The following is a 19,739-nucleotide window of genomic DNA, read 5'->3' as shown; positions in this document are numbered from 1 at the left end:
TTACGGTGCCTCCACCGGGAAGAAGACGCGCGGGTCCTGCAGGAGGGCCGGGTAGGCGAACGCGGAGCGGTCGATGATCTCGTTGACAGTGAAATGCCTGCCGAACCGGCCGTCGTCCAGGGTGATGGGCCGGCCTGTCACCTGGCCCACGGCGAACTTGGCGCCCTTCTCGAACGGAACGGCAACCGGCGTCTTTCCCGGCAGGGTGGAGAAGGCTTCCTCCTGCGCGAGCCGCTTGCGGGTGGGCTTCTTGGCCTGCGGCTTGGGTGCGGCCTTCCGCGACTGCTTTGAGGGCCGCCGGGACTTCTCCTCGAGGTACACGGGGCTGTAGTCGTCGTCCGAGCCCGGTGCGCCCGCCGCGGCAGCGTTGCCCCTTCCCACGGGCGGCAGCGCCACCGTGTCCAGCGTCTGGGGATCGACGTCGGCATGCGGGTCCCGGAGGATCCACAGGATGTCCCCCTCGGGCTCCTGCGGGAGGAACTCATGCCGGGGTTCGGGCCAGATGTAGTCCATCTCCGGAATCGCATCGGAGAAGAGGGGACTGTAAAACTTGGAGTCCTTGTGGACCAGCTTGGACCGGTGGCTGAGGTGGAAATCCGGATCGCCGAGCCACGGCGGCAGCAGGATCTTCGACGCGTAGTCCGGGTGGGCGGCCTGCGGGGCGAACTCGGCGATGTTGGCGCGCGTGTTGTCCGGGTGGCCGCGTTCCATCCACTCGTCCACCATGGCCAGGCCGTACATGGTGAGGGCCGGGACGTAGCCCATCCACATCCGGATCGCGGGGTGGGTCTGCCACCCGTATCCGGGAAGGACCAGCGCACGGAGTGTCTGCAGGGCCTCCACCCTCTGCTTGCCCAGCCGGGCGGTGTCCAGTGCAGCGGCGCTCTGCCGGAAATCAGGGTACGGGAGGAAGGTTTGCATCCATTCAGTCTGACGGCAGGTTGCTGATGTGCCAATTGCAGTGCCGGGCGCCACAGGAAGGCCTGCCGGATGTCCAGATAGTGGACGGTTGCATACTGGCGGAAGGTCGAACCACTAAGATCACCGCAACCCATCCCGCGTTTTGGAAGCTACCTCATGACATTTACAGCTGAAAACCCCGCCTCCCGCCCCGCGCAGCCCCGGTACGGACTGATGCTCGGTCCCGAAGCCAACGGCATTCTGGTCCTCGATGAGTTCACCATCGACCCCGCCGCTGCCCGCTACGAACAGCACGGTTTCCGGGCCGGCATGGCGACCGTTGCCAGGACCATGCGCCGCATTGCGGCCCTTCGCTTGGTGATCGCCCTCGTGGCCATCGGCAACCTCCCGCTGTTCCTGCTCTCGAGCGGATGGTGGATCTACGCCGTCTCGCTGGCCCTCGTCATCGGGGTGCACACGGCAGTGACGCTGTTGAACCGCCACGAGCCGCGCCTGAAGCAGCGCTCCGCACTGGAACTCCACCTGCACCGGGAACGCAGCGCCAATTACCGCAAGGTGCGCGACGCCGTGAAGTACGTTGTCGACACCCCGGCACGCATGAACGAGCAGCTCTACCTGGAACTGCTCGCCGTCAAGCGCGTTGCGCTGAACCTGGCCCACGGCACTGTGGCCCTGCTGGACACCTCTGACGACTCGGCCTGGAAGGTGCGCATCGTCCGGGAGATTCCCGCCAGCTGAAGCTGCAGCACCCGGACTTGGCATCCGAGGCACAAAATTAAAGAGAACGACGCCGGCACATCCCTTGTGGGGGCGTGCCGGCGTCGTTCTATGGTCAACGGAATTTGTCTATCGCCGACCGGTTTTGGAGCCCGCTAGGCGGGGAGCTGGAGGACCTGTCCTTCGAACACCAGGTTGGGGTCCGAGATGGTGTCCAGGTTGGCGTCGGCAAGGTGCTGCCAACCGCCTGCAACGCCAAGCTTATCGGCGACGATGCTCAGGGTGTCGCCGGCTTCGAGGGTGTAGGTCTCCCCGCTGAGGGCTACGGAGGTAGCGTGCCGGGCGGGTGCCTGGGCGGCGGGCGCAGCTGCCACGGGAGCGGCTTCGACGGCCGCGGCCTGGACGGGTGCCGCCTGGACCGGCGCCTGCTGCACGGGTGCCTGCTGCACCGGGGCGCCCCCGCCACCGTTCAGGCCGAGCTGGGATGAGCAGGAAGGCCAAGCGCCCCAGCCCTGGGAGGCCTGGACGCGCTCGGCCACGGCGATCTGCTGTTCGCGGCTGGCGTCTGCCGGCGAACCGGAACCGCCGTAGGCCTGCCAGGTGCTGGAGGTGAACTGGAGGCCGCCGGAGAAGCCGTTGCCCGTGTTGGTGGACCAGTTGCCGCCGCTCTCACACTGGGCCAGCGAGTCCCACGTTGAGGTGGGGGCGGCCGCGTTGGCGGCGCCGGTGGACAGGGCAATGCCCGCCACGGAGATGGCCGCCACGGTGGCTCCACGGCGCGCAACAGTACGGAAAGAAGATTTATTCATGGTGGTGATGCTCCTGAAGGCCACCCGCGCTGGCTCCGTCCCCGAAGATCGTCGCGCTACTGCCCGCCCCTGACAAATAGAGGTCAACGTCGGTGGCTGCCGCTGGGCAGTTCTGGTGAAGGCAGCACCTGGCATTCATGCGCCCGCCGGACGGGCATGCATTTCACGCTAAAACATAGACTCGGCGTTATCAAATCGAGATAGGTGCTGCACTTCGCAGTGCGGGCAAGGGCAGTTGAAGGGGCCACCGACGGCGACGGCGGCCTCCGCCCAGGGCCACGGCTCCGTGGCCCGGGCAGGCGGGAATCCTCGTGGGGGATTATCCTGACCGGATGGAAAACTTTGAGGGTGAGCCCGCTGCGCCCGAAACCGAAGTGTCAGAATCCAACGACGCTGTCCCGGCCCGGCTCCTGCCGGTAGCTGAACTGCACCTGCACATCGAAGGCACCCTGCAGCCTGAATTGATCTTTGCCCTCGCGGAACGCAACGGCATCACCCTCCCGTACGCAGACCTTGACGAACTGCGCCAGCGGTACGAATTCACCGACCTCCAGTCCTTCCTGGACCTGTACTACGCCAACATGGCCGTGCTGCAGACCGAAGAGGACTTCGCGGCCATGACCCACGCCTACCTGGAACGCGCGGCGGCCGCCGGCGTCCGGCATGCCGAGATCATGCTCGACCCGCAGGCCCACCTGTCCCGTGGCATCTCCCTGGAGACCTGCGTCAACGGCGTGGCGTCCGTGCTGGCCACCTCGATGGAGGACTTTGGGATGTCCACCATCCTGATCGCCGCCTTCCTGCGCGACCTCCCCGAAGAGTCGGCCCTCGAAGTCCTGGACGCCCTGCTGGCTATGGACGCACCGATCGGTGCCATCGGCCTGGACTCCGCGGAGGTGGGCAACCCGCCCGCAAAATTCGAGCGCCTCTATGCCAAGGCCCGCGAAGCAGGCCTGCGGCTGACGGCCCACGCAGGCGAGGAAGGGCCGGCGTCGTATGTTGTGGAAGCCCTGGACGTCCTGGGCGTGGAACGCATCGACCACGGCATCCGCTGCATGGACGACACCGACCTGGTGGAGCGCCTGGTGGACGAGCGGATCCCGCTCACGGTCTGCCCCCTGTCCAACGTCCGGCTCCGCACCGTGGACACCTTGGCTGACCACCCGCTGCCGGCCATGCTGGCCGCCGGACTCAATGTGTCCGTGAACTCTGACGACCCCGCCTACTTCGGCGGCTACGTGGATGACAACTTTGCCCAGCTGGAGGCCGTGTTCGAGCTGTCTGAATTCGACAAAGCAAGGCTCGCGGCAAACTCCATCCACTCGTCGTTTGCGTCCGAAGAACGCAAGGCAGAGCTGCTGGAGGAACTGAACAGCGGGGAACTGGCACACTGACCCGAGCCTTGCGCGTCCCGGCCGCCCAATCTCCGGCTAAACTTGGTCCCGCAGGCGGGTCAGGGACGTGCAGGAGAAATCCCGCACCAGCGCAAGAAATGGTCGAGCAGCCGGCCTTACCCGAGACCGCCGCCTCAGTTGTTGTGACCTGCGCTTCATAGTCGGTCACGACACGCAGAGTTAACCAATTAAAGTCGCGCGATTTAACGGGCACTTGGCAAGATGCTCTCATCGGATCGCTCACACACTAGGGGAATCATGGCCAAGTCCACCGCAGAAAACACCTTCCTTCGACTCAAGACCGTGCTGGATGTCCTGACCGAAGGCGTGTGGTCCGGTGATGCGCTGAATGCGGGCCAGGTCCTGGCGGAATCCACGGCACGCGTGCCGTTCAACGAGCACGAGGCCGAGCTGCTCAGCGGCGGAATTCCCCGCGGACACAAGACCCTCACCTCGGCCACCGCCAAGCTGGTCAAGGCCGGCTGGCTGGTCAAGGGCCGCTCCGGCTGGACCATCACCGAGGACGGCATGCGCGCCACTGTCGCCTACCCGGATGCTGTCTCCTTCGCTTCCGCGCTCGACGCCGGCACTCCCGTTCCGGCCGACACCCCGGTTCCGGCAGCGCCCGCCGGATTCGTCCGTCCGGTGTCCGCCGCTGCCGCCACCCTTGAGGTGCCTGCCAAGGACGACGCCAAGACCGCCACCAAGAAGTCTCCCGCGAAGAAGGCGCCGGCCAAAAAGGCTGCCGCTGTTGTGGAGAAGGCCGCCAAGGCGATCGAAGACGCCGTCGAGCCCGTGGTTAAGGCCGTGCGCAAGAAGGCACCGGCGAAAGCCGAAGCCGCCACACCCGCGGCAGCCGAGCCGTTCGAAGGTCCGGACGTGGAGACGCACCCGCAGCCCGAGGCCGTGGCTGTTGCCGGCGACTTCAACACCATCCTGGGTGCCCCCGAGAACTGGGCGCCGCAGTATGACGAGGCCCAGATGGAGTTCGACTTCCTGGACCAGCTGTGGAAGAAAAGCGCCGAACTGCCGGCCGGCCACTACACCTTCAAGATCGCGCTCAACCGCTCGTGGACCGAAAACTACGGCGCATTCGGGACGTTCGATGGCCCCAACCACGAGCTGCACCACTCCGGCGGCACCGTAACCATCCGCTACAACCACTCCACGCGCGACATCACCATCAACTAAAGCGCCCATCCTCCCCAACTGGGTAGCAGCAGATGCCGTTTTGAGCCCTCAAAACGACATCAACTGCTCCCAGTTGGGAGGGCGGATGCCGAGGAGGCCTACCCATGGCACGCCACGCAGAACCAACCGCTGACGGGCCGTCGGCTCACCAGGTTCGGTTGAGCGCCCGGGTGTTCGGGGTGGTGCAGGGTGTCGGCTTCCGGTACCGGACCATGGGTGAGGCTGAGGAGCTGGGCCTGACCGGTGAGGTGAAAAACCTCGACGACGGTTCGGTGGCCCTGGTTGCCGAAGGCGCCGGCGACCAGGTGGGGAAGCTCCTGGACTGGCTGAACTCGGACCGCGCCCCCGGCCGGGTGGAGCGGGTGGACCACTCCATGTCCGACGCCCAGGGATCATTTAGGGATTTCCGGGCACGCTGAGCCCGATAAAGGCCCCCAGTTCCTCCAGGGCCGCCGGCTTGTGCGGCATGTAGTTCGTGAGCTCAGGGGTGCGGACGATGACCGCCCGCCACTGGCCACGTGACACGGCCACGTTGATCCGGTTCCGGTTCAGGAGGAATTCGGCGCCCCGTGGAGCTTCCGCCACCGCAGAGCAGGCCATCGATACCAGCACCACCGGTGCTTCCTGGCCTTGGAACTTATCCACCGTTCCCACACGGACGTCCGGCAGGCCGGCGTCGGCCAATTCCTTGCGGATCAGGTGGACCTGGGCGTTATACGCGGCCACCACCAGCAGGTCCTGCTGCTCAAGCGGCCGGGCTGCTAATTCCGGCCCGGCCGTCCATTTCAGACCCAGGTGCCGGTGTGCCTGCCGAACCACCTCCGCCGCTTCCTCTGCCGAGCTTGTCGAATTGCCGGTGTGCTGCACGACCACGGTCTCCACGCCCGGCGGCATGGTTTCCAGCTCACGCAGGGACCCGGCCGGTGCTGACTGGAGCCTACTTTCGTAGCTGAGCCTCGACACCGCAGCGCACAGTGCCGGATGCATCCGCCAGCTGTCAGCCAGGAAATATCCCAGCCGTGCCGGCAGGGTGGCGTGACCGGCGGCCAGCCAGCCGAGGGCGGATTCATCCACCGGCTCCGGATGGGCACCCTGCGTCACCTGGGGGAGTTGCTGGGGATCCCCCAGCAGGAGGAGCCGCTTCGCTGCCCGGGAAACGGCCAGCGTGTTGGCCAGGGAGAACTGTCCGGCCTCATCGATCACCAGCAGGTCCAGGGAACCGGCCGGGACTTCCTTGCCGGTCATGGTCCAGGCCGTTCCCCCTACCAGGCAGCCGCCGGCAGACTCCAGCAGCCGTGCGACATCGCCGTCGGCCGTAGCTTTCCACGGCACCTCGTGGGGCGCAGAGAGCTTCTTCGCCACCAGCGAGGGGTCCACCCCGCCCTTATCGATGGCCCGGCAAAGCAGGTTCTCCACCACGTTATGCGATTGGGCCACCACGCCCACCTTCCAGCCTTCGCCGACGAGCTGGCCGATCACGTGCGCGCCAACGTAGGTTTTGCCCGTGCCGGGCGGCCCCTGGACGGCCAGGTAGGAACGGTCCAGGTCCCGCAGCGAAACAGCGATGGCGCCTGCATAATCGGCAGCGCCATCGCCCCCGTGCTGAACCTCGGCCGGGCCGGGCAGCGTGCGGAACCGCGGCGGCAGTTTGCGAAGGATGTCCAGGCCCGGTTGGGAGGGCAGTGAGGGAACAGCGGACCCTACGGCCTTCGCAAGTTCCGCCAGCGCGGCCTCAATACTCACCGTCGCCAGCGGCTGGTCCTCGGTCAGGGCCATCGGGAAATGCGGGTACGCCGCCACCTTGGCGGACTCGCGTTCGGCGATGGTAATGAGGGTGTAGACCGGGTTATCCGGTGCAGCCTGCAGGTCGCTGATACGCGTCCCGAAGTTGTACGCCCGGGCTCCCGGCGCTGCATCCGGCGCCGCCATGCCCTCCGGCGGCGGGGCGTCATAGAGACGGCACCAGGTGGAATCCGTTCGGAAGTCGGAACCTTCGGTCATAGTGCCGCGTAATTTCAGCACACGGGTCCGCATCCGCTCCCGCGGCTTCGCCAGTGCCCAGTCGGAGGACACCTCGGCGGACTCCACCACGAAGACATTGCGCTGATCGGACCAGCTCTCCAGGGGAGCCTCCACCCGGTCAAAGTGCTGCCACCAGAACTGTTTGCGTTCACGGCGGTGGTATCCGGTGGCCGCCGCCACCATGGCGATGGCCCGTTCATCGTCCGTCCAGGGGCGGTTGTCCGGGAGGCCGGCAAGGTACTCGTGAAGCCGGCCCTCCTCAGGGGATTCGCCCCGCGCGTCCCTGCGTCCCGTGGTGGCATCGCCGGATCCAGGGACTCCGGATCCGGTGCCCTCCCGTGCTTCCGCCGGAAGTCCGGAACCAGCTTGGGGCTGGATGTCCAGCAGCCAGTCACGCAGGCGCAGCGTGGACAGGCAGTCGTACTGGTTGTAATCGGAAATGGAGGCAAGGACGGCGTCTGCCTCGGCCTGGTGCCCGGCGTCGCGGGCGGCGCAGTAGGCCGCGTAGGCCACCACGGACGCCCCGGCATCCTTGACGTCCCCGGAGCGCAGGTTGTCGCCCATGTACAGCGGCTCGAGCTTTTTGATGGAGTAGGACGCCTCGGAGATGCGCAGCGAGTGCTTCACCGTGGCGTAGAGGTCCACCAGGAGCCCCTTCCGCAACCAGTCGTCCACGGTGTCTTCGCCGGCCTGGTGGGCCAGGGACAGGTTACGCAGCGCCGTCTTTTCGTAGGTGGCGTAGTGGTAGACGTGCATGTCCGGATACTGCCTGCGGCGGTTCTCCACGTACTCGAGGAAATCCAGGAAGGCTTTCCGTTCCCCGGACCGGGAATGGGCCCAGAAGGGCCGGAACACCGGATCGCCTCCAGCGTCGGCGACGGGTGCCTCGATCACGCCGAACAGGTACTCGATGCCCCAGACTCCTGTTGCCGGGTCCTGCCAGAGCGGATCGCCCTCAAAGTCGAAGAAGATATCCCCGGCACTCGGGGCCGGCAACGTGCCGATGGTGTGTTCCGGCAGGACGCTGTAGGAAACAGTGTGTGGCTCGCCGTCTTTATTGAACGTCCGGGACCCGGCGGCAGCATCGAGCCCCAGCTGCATCCTGGCTTGGGCACGCAGACGGGCCACTGAGTTTTTCGCTGCAGCAGCCGGCATGGCAGCGAGTTCGTCGATGCTGGTGATGCCGGCCGCGTGGAGTTTCCTGCGCTGGACCACCGACATTCCCGCGACCATGAGGAGGTCGCGGTGCAGGCTGACCTGTTCTGCGCAGTAGTCGCACCGGCCGCAGTGGACTATGCCTGGCTGCTGCCACCGGACCGCCCCGCTGCCCTCCCGGTGTTCGGCGGTGAGCTGGCGGAAGCGCCGGCGCCGTTCGCGGAACACGGGGAGCAGGTCCGGCAGGGAGTGGCTGCTGCGCAACCAGTCTTCGCCCACGCGCGTGCCCAGCACGAGGGTGACGACGGGGGAGGGGTCCAGCCCCATCCCGAGGAGCTGGTCACCGTAGGCCGCCAGCTGCAGCAGGGCGCCCACCTTGGCGTGCCGGGCGAGCTTGGTGTCCCAGACCTCATACCGGCCCGGCAACCCTGTTCCGGCGGCCTCGTTGACCAGGAAGTCCGCATAGCCGAGGAACTCGCCATCGAAGAAGGTGGCCTGGAAGACGACGTCGGCTCCGGAGCGCAGCGCGAGCTCGGTTTCGGCGTGCTTTGCCTGGAGTTCCCCGCGGACGGTGTTGCCGCGTTCCAGTGAGTAGACGCCCGCCCCGCGGCTGGCATCCCATGTTCCGTATTTGGCCACGAGGCTGGCCAGGACGGTCTGCTCGTGCCGGTCGCCCAGCTCGCCGGCCCGGACCCGCATCTCGTCCGGAGGGAATGCGGCCTTGGGGGACCGGCCCAGTTTCTCGTCCAGGACGCGGAGCGTGCGGTATTCACATTCGCTGGCCGCCACGAGGTCGCTCGCGGAGAACACGAGGTCCGGCGCAGCACCGGGACCGGCACTGGCATCGGCTTCGAGCAGGAACACGGGGCCTCCCCATTGGACAGCCGGGCCGGGGATGGTTCCCCTGGCCCTGGTTAACAGCTGCGTCAAACGTAGCAAGAGGGGCCGACAACCAGGGCGGGAGCAGCAGCCCTGCAGCGCTTATCCTCAAACTAGGTAGCAGTTGATGTCGTTTTGAGCCCTCAAAACGACATCAACTGCTACCTAGTTGGGCAGCGCGTCAGCCGTTGGCGTCCGCCCGTACCTGGGCTTTGTCGTGCTCGTCGTGGGCCTTGCGGATCAGGGCCAGGAACTCGGTTTCGTTCCGGACCAGGCGCTTGTACTTCTCCGGGAGCTTGCGGATCTGGTCCTCCTCGCGGACCATCTTGGCGAAGATCTTGTCCCGCTCCGCCATATCCGTTTCGTAGTTCAGGTCCACGTACTCAGTGGCATGCCGCCGGGCTCCGGAAACGGCGTTCTTGGCCTTGCCCTTGGGGCTGAAGATCGAGGCCAGGATGGTAAGCACCAGCACGCCGAGGATCACGCTGAGCGACAACCCGGTGCTGACCTCCACCACGTTGACGTGCTCGCCGTCGTTGATGAACGGCAGGGTGTTTTCGTGCAGGGCGTGCAGGATGAGCTTGACGCCGATGAAGCCCAGGATCACTGCCAGGCCGTAGGACAGGAAGATCAGCCGGTCCAGCAGGCCATCAATGAGGAAGAACAGCTGCCGCAGGCCCATCAGCGAGAACGCGGTGGCGGTGAAGACGATGAACACGTTCTGGGTCAGGCCGAAGATCGCCGGGATGGAGTCCAGGGCGAACAGGATGTCCGTGCCGCCGATGGCTACCATCACCAGCAGCATGGGGGTCAGCACCCTCTTGCCGTTCTCCATGGTGAAGAGCTTGTCGCCGTCGTAATGCTCCGACGCCGGCAGGAACTTTTTGGCGAGCCGGACCACGAAACCTTCGGAGTCGTCGTCGTGGTCGTCAGGCTTGAGCAGGTTGCCGGCGGTGATCAGCAGGATCAGCCCGAAGATATAGAAGACCCACGCGAAGCTGTTGATCAGTGCTGCGCCCAGGAAGATGAAGGCCGTGCGGGCAATCAGGGAGAAGACGATGCCGAACAGCAGCACCTTCTGCTGGTCCGCGCGGGGCACCTTGAAGCTGGACATGACGATCAGGAACACGAAGAGGTTGTCCACGGACAGGGCCTTTTCCGTGACGTAGCCGGCGAAGTACTCGGTACCCATGGTGGGTCCGCCGAAGAGCAGCACCCCCAGCCCGAACAGCAGTGCGATGCCCACGTAAATCGCCGACCAGATGGACGATTCCTTCAGCGTGGGGGTATGCGCCTTGCGGACGTGGAAGAAGAAATCGAAGGCCAGCAGCCCCACGATTCCCGCGATGGTCAGGGTCCAGACATAAAAAGGAACTTCCACGCGGCGGCCTTTCGTTGGAACGTGTCCCTGAAGCTTACTAAGCAGGCTTCAGGAGTTTATGCTCCAGCACGGCCGAACGCGACAGGGTTTTGTAGCCCTCCTGCTCGAACAGCACGGTGATCACGTCGTCCTCGTGCCGCATCACCAGGCCGGGGCCCCACTCCTTATGGACCACTGCGGACTGGAGCGGGAACGGATCGTCGGCCGCCGCGGGACCCGGCCCGCCGCCGTCGTACTCCTTTTTCCCCTTCCTGCCGCCCTCGTTTCCGGAGCCGGGCCCGGCTGGCTTGCCGGGGTGGCGTGCGGCCTCGGCGCAGGCGTCGCAGTTGTTGCAGGGCGTCGCCAGGTCTTCGCCGAAATAGTTCAGCAGGAACTGGCGCCGGCATCCGTCCGTTTCGGCGTAGGCGCGCATCATGGTCAGGCGGGACTGCTCCACGCGCTGCCGGGCCTCGGCACGTTCGACGGCGGCCGCCGCCAACGCAGGCAGCTTGGCTTTGGCGGCGAGGCGTATCCCGCGCTTGCCCGTGGTGACCGAACCCGCCTCCTCGAGCTGGTTCACCAAACCCGTGACCCGGCGGGCCGGGAACCCGCTCAGCTCCGCCAGCGACGACTTGGGCACAGGCCCGCCGGCATCCTTGAGGACCCTCAGCACCTTGAGCAGCTTCTCCGGATCCGGGGTGCTGGTGCTGAAGAACTTCCGCAGGCCCAGATCCTCGGAACGGTAGTGCAGCACCGCGGTGGCAGGTTTACCGTCCCGGCCGCCACGGCCGATCTCCTGGTAGTACGCGTCCAGGGACTCCGGGATGTCGGCGTGCACCACGAAACGGACGGTGGGTTTGTCGATGCCCATGCCGAAAGCGGTGGTGGCCACCACCACGTCCAGCCCGTCCGCCAGGAAGAGTTCGTGGATGCGCTCCCGTTCCGCGGCGGCCAAACCGGCGTGATAGGCCTCCGCCCGGAGGCTTTCGGCGGCGAGCTTGGCGGCGTACTTTTCGGTGTCCTTGCGGGTGGCGGTGTACACCAGGCCCTGCCCGTCGCGGGCCAGCCCTGCCACCTGGTGAAGGACGGCGCTGCGCTTGTCCTTGTCCCCATGATGGCGGACCACGTCAAGGTTGATGTTGGGCCGGTCAAAGCCGTGGACCAGCACCAGCGGGTCCTTCATGCCGAGCCGCTCCACGATTTCGTCACGCACCGGGGGAGAAGCGGTGGCGGTCAGTGCAGCCGCTGGCGGGTTGCCCAGCCGTTCGCGGACGGCGCCCAGGCCCAGGTAGTCGGGCCGGAAGTCGTGGCCCCAGGAGGAGACACAGTGGGCCTCGTCCACCACGAACAGCGAGACCCCCAGGCGGGCCAGGCGCTCCACCGTCGTGTCCTTGGCGAGTTGCTCCGGCGCCAGGTAGAGGAATGCTGCCGTCCCGGACTCGGCGGCCTGCCAGGCGGCCTCCACTTCGGCGTCGCTGTGGGAGGAGTTGATGGCGACGGCGGCATCCGGGCCGAGGTCGGCGGCCAGGCGTCCAACTGGTCCTCCTGCAGGGCGATCAGCGGTGAGACCACGACGGCGGGACGTCCCGTTGCGCTGTGCAGGTACTGGGCCGCCACCTGGTAGACAGCGGATTTGCCGTAGCCGGTGGGCATGACGGCCAGGACATCGCGACCGTCAACGAGCGCGGTCATTCCGGCAAGCTGGCCGTCCCGAAGCTCCGGGAGGGAAAATGTGGATGCCGCGAGGGCGGCGAGGGCGAGGTGGTCCGGCATGGTACGTCTCCGCGTTGAGGTGCCAGGCCGCTTGCTTCAGCCGTACAACCCACCTTAACGCCGGCCCGGTGCTGCCGCTGGCCGTGCCCTTGACTTCCGCGGATGGCTGAACAACTGTGGAAAGAGCGGGAAGTGCCGAAGCAACCGGTGGTTTCCCGGACCCGGCGAGGACGCAAGGAGAACGCATCGTGGTGCGCGAGAACCCCAAGGTTGAAGAGCCCGACGAATCCCAGATCGAGGTCACCGGGCATCCCAAGGCGTGGGCTGCCGGTGTTCCGGGTGTTTACCACTCGATGAAGCCGGCGCTGGAGCACATGGGTGTGGACCGGTCCCGGAAGACGCTGCTGGCGCTGAACCAGAAGGACGGGTTCGACTGCATGAGCTGCGCCTGGCCGGACCCGGGCCACCGCAAGATGTTCGAGTTTTGCGAAAACGGGGCCAAGGCCGTCACCTGGGAAGCTACCCCGGTGGTGGTTGGCAGCGGTTTCTGGGCCGAGCACCCCGTGAGCGAGCTGCGGCAGCGGTCCGAGTACTGGCTGGGAATGCAGGGCCGCCTGACCGAGCCGGTGTACAAACCGGCGGGGGAGGACCACTACCGCCCGGTCAGCTGGGAGCAGGCGTTCGGGATCCTGGCGGACAAGCTGAAGTCACTGCCCGATCCCAACCAGGCCACCTTCTACACCAGCGGCCGGACCTCCAACGAGGCCGCCTTCCTGTACCAGCTCTTCATCAGGGCTTACGGCACCAACAACCTTCCCGACTGTTCCAACATGTGCCACGAGTCCTCGGGCTGGGGCATGGGCCAGACCATCGGCGTGGGCAAGGCAACGGTCTCCTACAACGACTTCGAAAAAGCCGACCTGATCATCATCATGGGCCAGAATCCGGGGACCAACCATCCGCGCATGCTCACCGCGCTGGAGGAGGCCAAGGAGGCCGGCTGCAAGATCGTGGCCGTCAATCCACTGCCCGAAGCAGGCCTGATGCGGTACAAGAACCCGCAAAAGGTGAAGGGCATCATCGGCCACGGCACGGACCTGGCGGACCAGTTCCTGCAGGTGCGGATCGGCGGGGACATGGCGCTGCTGCAGGCGGTCTCCAAACGGGTGCTCGACGCCGAGGCCGCCAACCCGGGCAAGGTCCTGGACCACGCATTCCTTGAGGGGCACTGCGAAGGGCTCGAGGAGCTCCGGGCGCACCTGGCGCAGCTGGACGACGGTGCCGTCCTGGCGGCCACCGGCCTCCGCACCGAGGAGATCGACGAACTCGCCGCCCGCTACCTCGCAGCGGACCGCGTGATCATCACCTGGGCCATGGGCATCACGCAGCAGAAGAAGGGCGTGGCCACTATCAAGGAGATCATCAACCTGCTCCTGCTGCGCGGCAACATCGGCAAACCGGGCGCCGGAGCGTCCCCCATCCGCGGCCACAGCAACGTCCAGGGCGACCGCACCATGGGCATCTGGGAGCAGATGCCGCCCGCGTTCCTTGACGCGCTGGGCCAGGAGTTCGCGTTCGAGCCGCCGCGCGAGCACGGCCTGGACGCCGTCCAGACCGTCCGTGGAATGCGCGACGGCGGGATCAAGGTTTTCGTGGGCCTCGGCGGCAACTTCGTGGGAGCCATTTCGGACACCGCGGTGGCCGAGGAAGCCATGGAGAAGACCGAGCTTTCGGTCCAGATCTCCACCAAGCTCAACCACTCCCACGCGGTCACCGGCGCCGAGGCGCTGATCCTGCCCACGATGGGCCGGACCGAAATCGACCGGCAAGAAACCGGGCCGCAGTTCGTCTCGGTGGAGGATACGGTCTGCGCTGTGCACGCCTCCCACGGCACCGTGGAACCGGTGGCCCCCGGCCTGCTGTCCGAGGTGGCGATCATCTGCCGCCTGGCCGCCGCCGTGGTGCAGGACCGCAGCTCCGCGGACTGGGCAGGGTTCGAGAAGAACTACGACCTCATCCGCGACCACATCTCCCGTGTGGTCAACGGCTGCGAGGACTACAACCGCAAAATCCGGCAGGACGGCGGCTTCATCCTGCCCAACGGCCCGCGCGATTCCCGGACCTTCAACACCCCCACCGGCAAGGCCATGCTCACGGTCAACGAACTCGAACACGTGGACCGGCCCGAGGGCACGCTGATCCTGCAGAGCATGCGCTCGCACGACCAGTTCAACACCACCATCTACGGCAACAACGACCGCTACCGGGGCATCAAGAAAGGCCGCGAAGTGGTGTTCGTGAACCCCGTGGATCTTGCCGAGCTGGGGTTCGTGGACGGCCAGCGGGTGGACATCCACGGTGTGTACACGGACAACGTGGAGCGGGTACTCCGGAACTACCGGATTGTCTCCTACCCCTCCGCCAGGGGCTGCGCAGCCGCCTACTACCCGGAGGCCAACGTCCTGGTGCCGCTGGACAGCGTGGCAGAGGGCAGCCAGACGCCGGCATCAAAGGCCGTCATCGTGCGCCTTGAGCCGGTGGCGGTGCTGGAAGAGGAACCCACCGCCGGGGGCTGACGTGCCGTCCGGTGCATAACCGGCCCCGGCCCGCACTGACGGCCCCGGCCCCGGCCCGCACAAGCGGTGCGGGCCAACACCTGTTGTGCGGGCCGGTCCCGGTTCTGCGGCTACTGGGCTGTGTCGGCCCAGCCCTTGCTGGCCGGGCCGCCGTCGTGCCCGTCCTCGCACAGCTGGAACGCCACCCTTGCGGCCTTATCAACGGCCGCTGCCGCTGCCTCCTTGTTGCCCGCGCTGCCGGTGCCGGCATGCAGCCCGGCGGCGTAGCCCACCATGAATGTGGTGACCGGCGCGGCGGCATGGATCACCGAATCAGCGGATTTCCGGGCCAGGTCCAGGAGCAGCTCCTGGTCAACCTTGAGGTCGAGGATCTGCAGTGCCTGTGCCAGCCGGTGGCTCCACTGGTCCAGGACCTGAGCCTCGTCGTCGTTGACTGCCATGGTTCTCCTTGCGTCAGTTATCGATGGTGGACATGTTGGGGTAGCGGGCGCCCGCCGTGGAGCCTGCCGGTGCCAGCCGGTCCAGCAGGTCGAGGTCCTCCCGGCTGAGCTCGACGTCGACGGCGCCCAGGTTCTCGCGCAGCCGCTCGCGTTTCTTCGTTCCGGGAATCGGCACAATGTGCTCACCCTGCGCGAGCAGCCAGGCGAGGGCCAGCTGCCCGGGTGTGCACTGTTTGCCCGCGGCGAGTTCCCGGACGCGGTCCACCAGCTCAAGGTTCTTGGTGAAGTTTTCGCCCTGGAACCGCGGGGAGTGCCTGCGGAAATCGTCCGCTGCGAAATCCTCCTCGCTGCGGATCTGCCCCGTGAGGAAGCCGCGGCCCAGCGGGCTGTAGGGAACGAAGCCGATCCCCAGCTCCTCGAGGACGGGGAACACCTTGGTTTCCGGCTCGCGTTCCCACAGGGAGTACTCGGTTTGCAGGGCCGTGATCGGGTGCACGGCGTGGGCCTTGCGGATGGTGCCGGCGGAGGCTTCCGACAGGCCCAAGTGGAGTACTTTACCGGCCTGCACCAGCTCCGCCATGGCACCCACGGTCTCCTCGATAGGGACCATCTTGTCCACCCGGTGCTGGTAGTAGAGGTCGATGTGGTCCACGCCCAGCCGCTCCAGGCTGGCATCGCAGGCACGCCGCACGTAGTCCGGGTGGCCGTTGATGCCAACCCAGGAACCGTCGTCGCGGCGTTCGTTGCCGAACTTGGTGGCAATCACCACGGCATCACGCCGGCCGGCGATGGCCCGGCCCACCAGGCGTTCGTTGGTGAAGGGGCCGTACATGTCCGCGGTGTCCAGCAAGGTGCCGCCGGCGTCCAGGAATTCGTGGATGGTGGCGACGGACTCCTGCTCGTCACCCTGGCCGTAAAACTCGCTCATGCCCATGCAGCCAAGGCCCAAGGCAGAGACGCTCAATGATCCGACGGTACGGGTCTTCATTCGGTTCTCCTCAGCGGTAGAACGTGCCCAGCACCCACCATGACGTGGGTGCAAAAGCCCTTGGGTGCAGCGTACGCCCCACTGGCAAGTCCCCTGAATAGTGCCGGCCTAAACATGGGGTCGGCCCCTAGACCAGTCCAGCGGGCCTGCCTAGACTGAGCGGACCCCCACCCAGGAACCCGCAGCGACTGGCACTTCCGGCAGGCAAAGAACGTCCGGCACGAACGTTCCGGCACGGCCAATACCATCCGGGAGCGCACGATTTCGGTCCGCCGGGTCCCGCTTGCGGGGCGCATCACCTATCCAACCATCAGCCGCCGTACCCGGCAGGCCTGACAACAGGAGAACAGATGACAGGGAACAAAGCCGTTGCCTACAAGGAACCCGGCAAGGTCGAGGTAATCGATGTTGACTATCCCACCTTTGAACTGAAGGACGGCCCGGGCGTCAACCCGGCCAACGTGGGCCGCGCGGTCAATCACGGGGTGATCCTCAAGACCGTGGCCACCAACATCTGCGGCTCGGACCAGCACATGGTGCGCGGCCGCACCACAGCACCGCCGGACCTGGTGCTGGGCCACGAAATCACCGGTGAAGTGGTGGAGGTGGGCCGCGACGTCGAGTTCATCAAGGTGGGCGATATCTGCTCGGTGCCGTTCAACATCGCCTGCGGACGGTGCCGGAACTGCAAGGAGCGGAAGACCGGCATTTGCCTGAATGTGAACCCGGACCGCCCCGGCAGTGCCTACGGCTACGTGGACATGGGCGGCTGGGTGGGCGGCCAGGCGAACTACGTCCTGGTGCCCTACGCGGACTGGAACCTGCTCAAGTTCCCGGATCGGGACCAGGCCCTGGAGAAGATGCTGGACCTGACCATGCTTTCGGACATCTTCCCCACGGGATTCCACGGCGCCGTGACAGCCGGGGTGGGCGTGGGCTCCACGGTGTACGTGGCGGGCGCAGGGCCTGTTGGCCTCGCAGCGGCAACCAGCGCGCACCTGCTGGGCGCCGCCGTCGTGATTGTGGGCGACATGAACGCCGACCGCCTGGCCCAGGCCAGGAGCTTCGGCTGCGAGACGGTGGACCTGAGCAAAGGCGGTCCGGCCGAGCAGATCGAACAGATCCTGGGTGTCCCGGAGGTGGACTGCGGCGTGGACGCTGTGGGCTTCGAGGCGCGCGGGCACGGCAGCAACGCCTCGGAAGCGCCGGCCACCGTGCTGAATTCGCTGATGGAGATCACCGCTGCCGGCGGCGCCCTGGGCATCCCGGGGCTCTATGTCACCGGTGACCCGGGCGGCATCGATGAGGCCGCCAAGAAGGGCGCACTGAGCCTGAGCCTTGGTACCGGCTGGGCCAAATCGCTGAGCTTCACCACCGGGCAGTGTCCGGTCATGAAGTACAACCGGCAGCTGATGATGGCCATCCTGCACGACAGGGTGAGCATCGCCAAGAACGTCAACGCCAAGGCCATCCCGCTGGAAGAGGCACCCAAGGGCTACGCGGAGTTCGACGCCGGCGCGGCCACCAAGTACGTCCTGAACCCGAACGGCTACCTCAGCTAGGAAGGAGTTTCCCGAACGGCGGGAGGCCGGCTTACGGGCCGGCCTCCCGCCGCGTGCGGAAATAAGGCCTGGCTTTTGCGGGTTACGCTTCACAGGTCTTGAACTGCAATGAAGGAGATTTCCCTTGAGCGACATCACCGTCCGCCACAACCCCGAGCGCGAACGCTTCGAAATCCTCGTGGCCGGCCACGTCATCGGCAAGGCCGTGTACAAGGAGTACGACGGCGGGGCCTCGCCGCAGCGGATTTTCTACCACACCGTGATCAACGAGGAATACGGTGGCCAGGGCCTTGCCGGCAGGCTCGCCACGGTGGCGCTGGATGAGACGGCCGACGCAGGGATCGGCATCGTTCCGGTGTGCCCGTTCATCAAAAAGTTCATCGGCAAGCACCCGGAATACGTCGGCAGCGCCGTTGCTGTTGCTCCGGCCCACCTGGAATTCCTGGACAGCGCCCTGTCCGCCCGGACCCGGGGCTGACGGTCCGCCCCCCCTGTTTTCGACGCAGAACGCTGTCCTCGAGGCGCTGATTCGTTGACGCACCGTGTATCTGCGGTGCGCCTGCGAACATGCGCCTCGGGGACGGTTTTGCGTGTCGGGAGTGCTGCGAATCGCACGGGCCCCCTCCGTTGCAGCAGACTGTTACCGTGAGCAACAACCCCCGGACCGCCCTGGCCGTGGCAGGCCTCAGCCTGGGCACGGCATTGAACCCGCTGAACTCCTCGATGATCGCCGTGGCGCTGGTGGTGCTGCGGGCCGACTTCGGATTGGACGTCGCCGCCGTCACCTGGGTGGTCACATCCTTCTACCTCGCCTCCGCCGCGGGTCAACCGGTCATGGGCAGGCTGGCCGACCGGTTCGGCCCGCGCCGGATGTTCATGCTGGGCATGGCCCTGGTGGCGGTCACCTGTGCGGTGGCGCCGCTGGCACCCAACTTCGCGCTGCTGTGCGTGGCCCGGGCCGTGATGGCGCTCGGTACCGCCGCCGCCTATCCGAGCGCCGTGGTGATGGTGGGGGCCATCGCGCACCGGGCGAAGGTGGAGTCAGCCCGCCCGCTGGGCCGGCTGCAGATGGCGAACACGTCCGCCGCGGCCGTGGGTCCCGTCATCGGCGGCCTGCTGGTGAGCCTGGTGGGCTGGGAGGCGCTGTTCCTGATCAACGTGCCGCTGGCGTTGGCTGCACTGCTGATCGTGAAACAGGCGGCCCCGCCGGACGAGGCCCGGGAACGTGGCAGCCTGGCCGAACTTCTCCGCGACTCGGACATCCCCGGCATCCTGGCGTTCGTCGGTGCCCTGCTGCTGGTGATGATGGCCGCCCTGAACGTGGCACCCGGCTACCGCTGGTGGATGCTGGCGGCCGGCACCGGCATTGCTGCCCTGTTCGCGTGGCGGGAACTGCGGTTTGCCCGGCCGTTCCTGGACCTGCGGCTGCTGGGCCGCAACAGGCCGCTGCTGCTGGTCTACCTGGCCTTCGCCGTGTTCAGCAGCGTCTATTACTTCGTCTTCTTTGGCCTGCCCCAGCTGCTGCAGGAATCCGGCGGGTACGATCCCGGCGTGGTGGGCCTGCTGATGCTCCCGCTGGCCGCCATGTCAGTGGTGGCAACCCCGTGGGCCGTGAAGGCCATGGGTCGGTTTGGCGTCCGGCGGGTGCTGCTGGCCGGCGTCCTGCTCCTGACCGTGGCGGCTGCCCTGATGTGGCTGCTGACCGGAACCCTGGCCATCCCGCTGGTGGTGGTGATGACCGCTCTGATGGGCATCCCGTACGGCACCGTCAGCATCGCCACCAACCAGGGCATGTTCGTTTCCACCCGGCCGCAGGACCGTGGTGTGGCAGCCGGCATCTACCAGACCTGCAGGTACGTGGGCGCGATTACCGCCACGGTGATGATCGGCGTCTTCGCCTCAGGAGGGGTGCACCAGGACAGCTGGGCGCGGATGGTGGTGGCCATGCTGGTGCTGTGCGCCGCCACCTTCGGCGTGAGCCTGTTCTGGCGGCAGCGGAGCGCATAGCCTGT

The 19,739-nt window shown here is 66.6% G+C and carries 14 protein-coding genes and 1 pseudogene; 8 read left to right on the top strand and 7 right to left on the bottom strand.

The window, feature by feature from the left end:
* Positions 1-921: an MSMEG_6728 family protein gene (locus OVA06_RS13535; protein WP_268158976.1), complete on the bottom strand. Its 921-nt coding sequence runs from the start codon at positions 919-921 to the stop codon at positions 1-3.
* Positions 922-1,077: 156 nt separating this feature from the next.
* On the opposite strand from OVA06_RS13535, the gene OVA06_RS13530 reads away from it, so the two are divergent.
* On the top strand, positions 1,078-1,659 hold the full coding sequence (locus OVA06_RS13530) for a hypothetical protein (protein WP_268158974.1): 582 nt from the start codon (positions 1,078-1,080) through the stop codon (positions 1,657-1,659).
* Between the two features lie 134 nt (positions 1,660-1,793).
* Here the strand turns inward: OVA06_RS13530 and OVA06_RS13525 are convergent, their stop codons facing one another.
* Positions 1,794-2,447, bottom strand: a complete 654-nt coding sequence (locus OVA06_RS13525) for a LysM peptidoglycan-binding domain-containing protein (RefSeq protein ID WP_056084224.1) — start codon at positions 2,445-2,447, stop codon at positions 1,794-1,796.
* 332 nt (positions 2,448-2,779) lie between these two features.
* Between OVA06_RS13525 and OVA06_RS13520 the strand changes: the two genes are divergently transcribed.
* The 3 genes from OVA06_RS13520 (at position 2,780) to OVA06_RS13510 (ending at position 5,451) form a co-directional block, all read left to right on the top strand.
* On the top strand, positions 2,780-3,841 hold the full coding sequence (locus OVA06_RS13520; protein WP_268160793.1) for an adenosine deaminase: 1,062 nt from the start codon (positions 2,780-2,782) through the stop codon (positions 3,839-3,841).
* Between the two features lie 258 nt (positions 3,842-4,099).
* Positions 4,100-5,032, top strand: a complete 933-nt coding sequence (locus OVA06_RS13515; protein ID WP_268158971.1) for a pullulanase X25 domain-containing protein — start codon at positions 4,100-4,102, stop codon at positions 5,030-5,032.
* A gap of 104 nt (positions 5,033-5,136) precedes the next feature.
* Entirely contained in the window at positions 5,137-5,451 is a 315-nt protein-coding gene (locus OVA06_RS13510; protein WP_056084069.1) for an acylphosphatase, read from the top strand.
* Here OVA06_RS13510 and OVA06_RS13505 read toward each other — a convergent pair.
* The 3 genes and pseudogenes from OVA06_RS13505 to OVA06_RS13495 form a co-directional block, all read right to left on the bottom strand.
* Positions 5,429-9,073, bottom strand: coding sequence for a TM0106 family RecB-like putative nuclease (locus OVA06_RS13505; protein WP_268158969.1), 3,645 nt, complete (start codon positions 9,071-9,073; stop codon positions 5,429-5,431). The two genes, OVA06_RS13510 and OVA06_RS13505, sit on opposite strands and share 23 nt — an antisense overlap.
* Positions 9,074-9,269: 196 nt before the next feature.
* Positions 9,270-10,469 carry a TerC family protein gene (locus OVA06_RS13500; protein WP_268158967.1) on the bottom strand — a complete coding sequence of 400 codons (1,200 nt, stop codon included), beginning with the start codon at positions 10,467-10,469 and terminating at the stop codon, positions 9,270-9,272.
* A gap of 37 nt (positions 10,470-10,506) precedes the next feature.
* Positions 10,507-12,221 (bottom strand): annotated as a pseudogene (locus OVA06_RS13495) (RecQ family ATP-dependent DNA helicase).
* 188 nt (positions 12,222-12,409) lie between these two features.
* Between OVA06_RS13495 and OVA06_RS13490 the strand changes: the two are divergent.
* Positions 12,410-14,737, top strand: a complete 2,328-nt coding sequence (locus tag OVA06_RS13490; protein ID WP_268158965.1) for an FdhF/YdeP family oxidoreductase — start codon at positions 12,410-12,412, stop codon at positions 14,735-14,737.
* Positions 14,738-14,847: 110 nt separating this feature from the next.
* Here OVA06_RS13490 and OVA06_RS13485 read toward each other — a convergent pair whose 3' ends face one another.
* Both OVA06_RS13485 and OVA06_RS13480 read right to left on the bottom strand, forming a co-directional pair.
* On the bottom strand, positions 14,848-15,177 hold the full coding sequence (locus tag OVA06_RS13485; RefSeq protein WP_056084085.1) for a DUF6457 domain-containing protein: 330 nt from the start codon (positions 15,175-15,177) through the stop codon (positions 14,848-14,850).
* Between the two features lie 13 nt (positions 15,178-15,190).
* Positions 15,191-16,165 carry an aldo/keto reductase gene (locus tag OVA06_RS13480; protein ID WP_268158963.1) on the bottom strand — a complete coding sequence of 325 codons (975 nt, stop codon included), beginning with the start codon at positions 16,163-16,165 and terminating at the stop codon, positions 15,191-15,193.
* A 350-nt stretch (positions 16,166-16,515) separates the two neighbouring features.
* Here OVA06_RS13480 and fdhA point away from each other — a divergent pair, with 350 nt between their 5' ends.
* From fdhA to OVA06_RS13465, 3 genes are all read left to right on the top strand, one after another.
* Positions 16,516-17,727 (top strand): formaldehyde dehydrogenase, glutathione-independent, encoded by a 1,212-nt coding sequence (gene fdhA, locus OVA06_RS13475; protein ID WP_056084091.1) that lies wholly within the window; start codon positions 16,516-16,518, stop codon positions 17,725-17,727.
* Positions 17,728-17,851: 124 nt separating this feature from the next.
* Positions 17,852-18,205, top strand: a complete 354-nt coding sequence (locus OVA06_RS13470; RefSeq protein ID WP_268158961.1) for a GNAT family N-acetyltransferase — start codon at positions 17,852-17,854, stop codon at positions 18,203-18,205.
* Between the two features lie 167 nt (positions 18,206-18,372).
* The gene (locus OVA06_RS13465) at positions 18,373-19,734 is read left to right on the top strand and encodes an MFS transporter (protein WP_268158959.1); all 1,362 of its coding nucleotides are present in this window, start codon (positions 18,373-18,375) and stop codon (positions 19,732-19,734) included.
* Positions 19,735-19,739: the final 5 nt, after the last annotated feature.

The sequence above is a fragment of the Pseudarthrobacter sp. SL88 genome (assembly GCF_026672455.1).
GTDB lineage: Bacteria > Actinomycetota > Actinomycetes > Actinomycetales > Micrococcaceae > Arthrobacter.
Note: the sequence above shows the minus strand (reverse complement) of the source record. Positions and strands in the feature narration are given on the sequence as shown.

Bases quoted from the DNA above. Each gene is read 5' to 3' on its own strand.
- OVA06_RS13535 (WP_268158976.1), bottom strand. From the start codon at position 921: ATGCAAACCTTCCTCCCGTACCCTGATTTCCGGCAGAGCGCCGCTGCA.
- OVA06_RS13530 (WP_268158974.1), top strand. From the start codon at position 1,078: ATGACATTTACAGCTGAAAACCCCGCCTCCCGCCCCGCGCAGCCCCGG.
- OVA06_RS13525 (WP_056084224.1), bottom strand. From the start codon at position 2,447: ATGAATAAATCTTCTTTCCGTACTGTTGCGCGCCGTGGAGCCACCGTG.
- OVA06_RS13520 (WP_268160793.1), top strand. From the start codon at position 2,780: ATGGAAAACTTTGAGGGTGAGCCCGCTGCGCCCGAAACCGAAGTGTCA.
- OVA06_RS13515 (WP_268158971.1), top strand. From the start codon at position 4,100: ATGGCCAAGTCCACCGCAGAAAACACCTTCCTTCGACTCAAGACCGTG.
- OVA06_RS13510 (WP_056084069.1), top strand. From the start codon at position 5,137: ATGGCACGCCACGCAGAACCAACCGCTGACGGGCCGTCGGCTCACCAG.
- OVA06_RS13485 (WP_056084085.1), bottom strand. From the start codon at position 15,177: ATGGCAGTCAACGACGACGAGGCTCAGGTCCTGGACCAGTGGAGCCAC.
- OVA06_RS13480 (WP_268158963.1), bottom strand. From the start codon at position 16,165: ATGAAGACCCGTACCGTCGGATCATTGAGCGTCTCTGCCTTGGGCCTT.
- fdhA (WP_056084091.1), top strand. From the start codon at position 16,516: ATGACAGGGAACAAAGCCGTTGCCTACAAGGAACCCGGCAAGGTCGAG.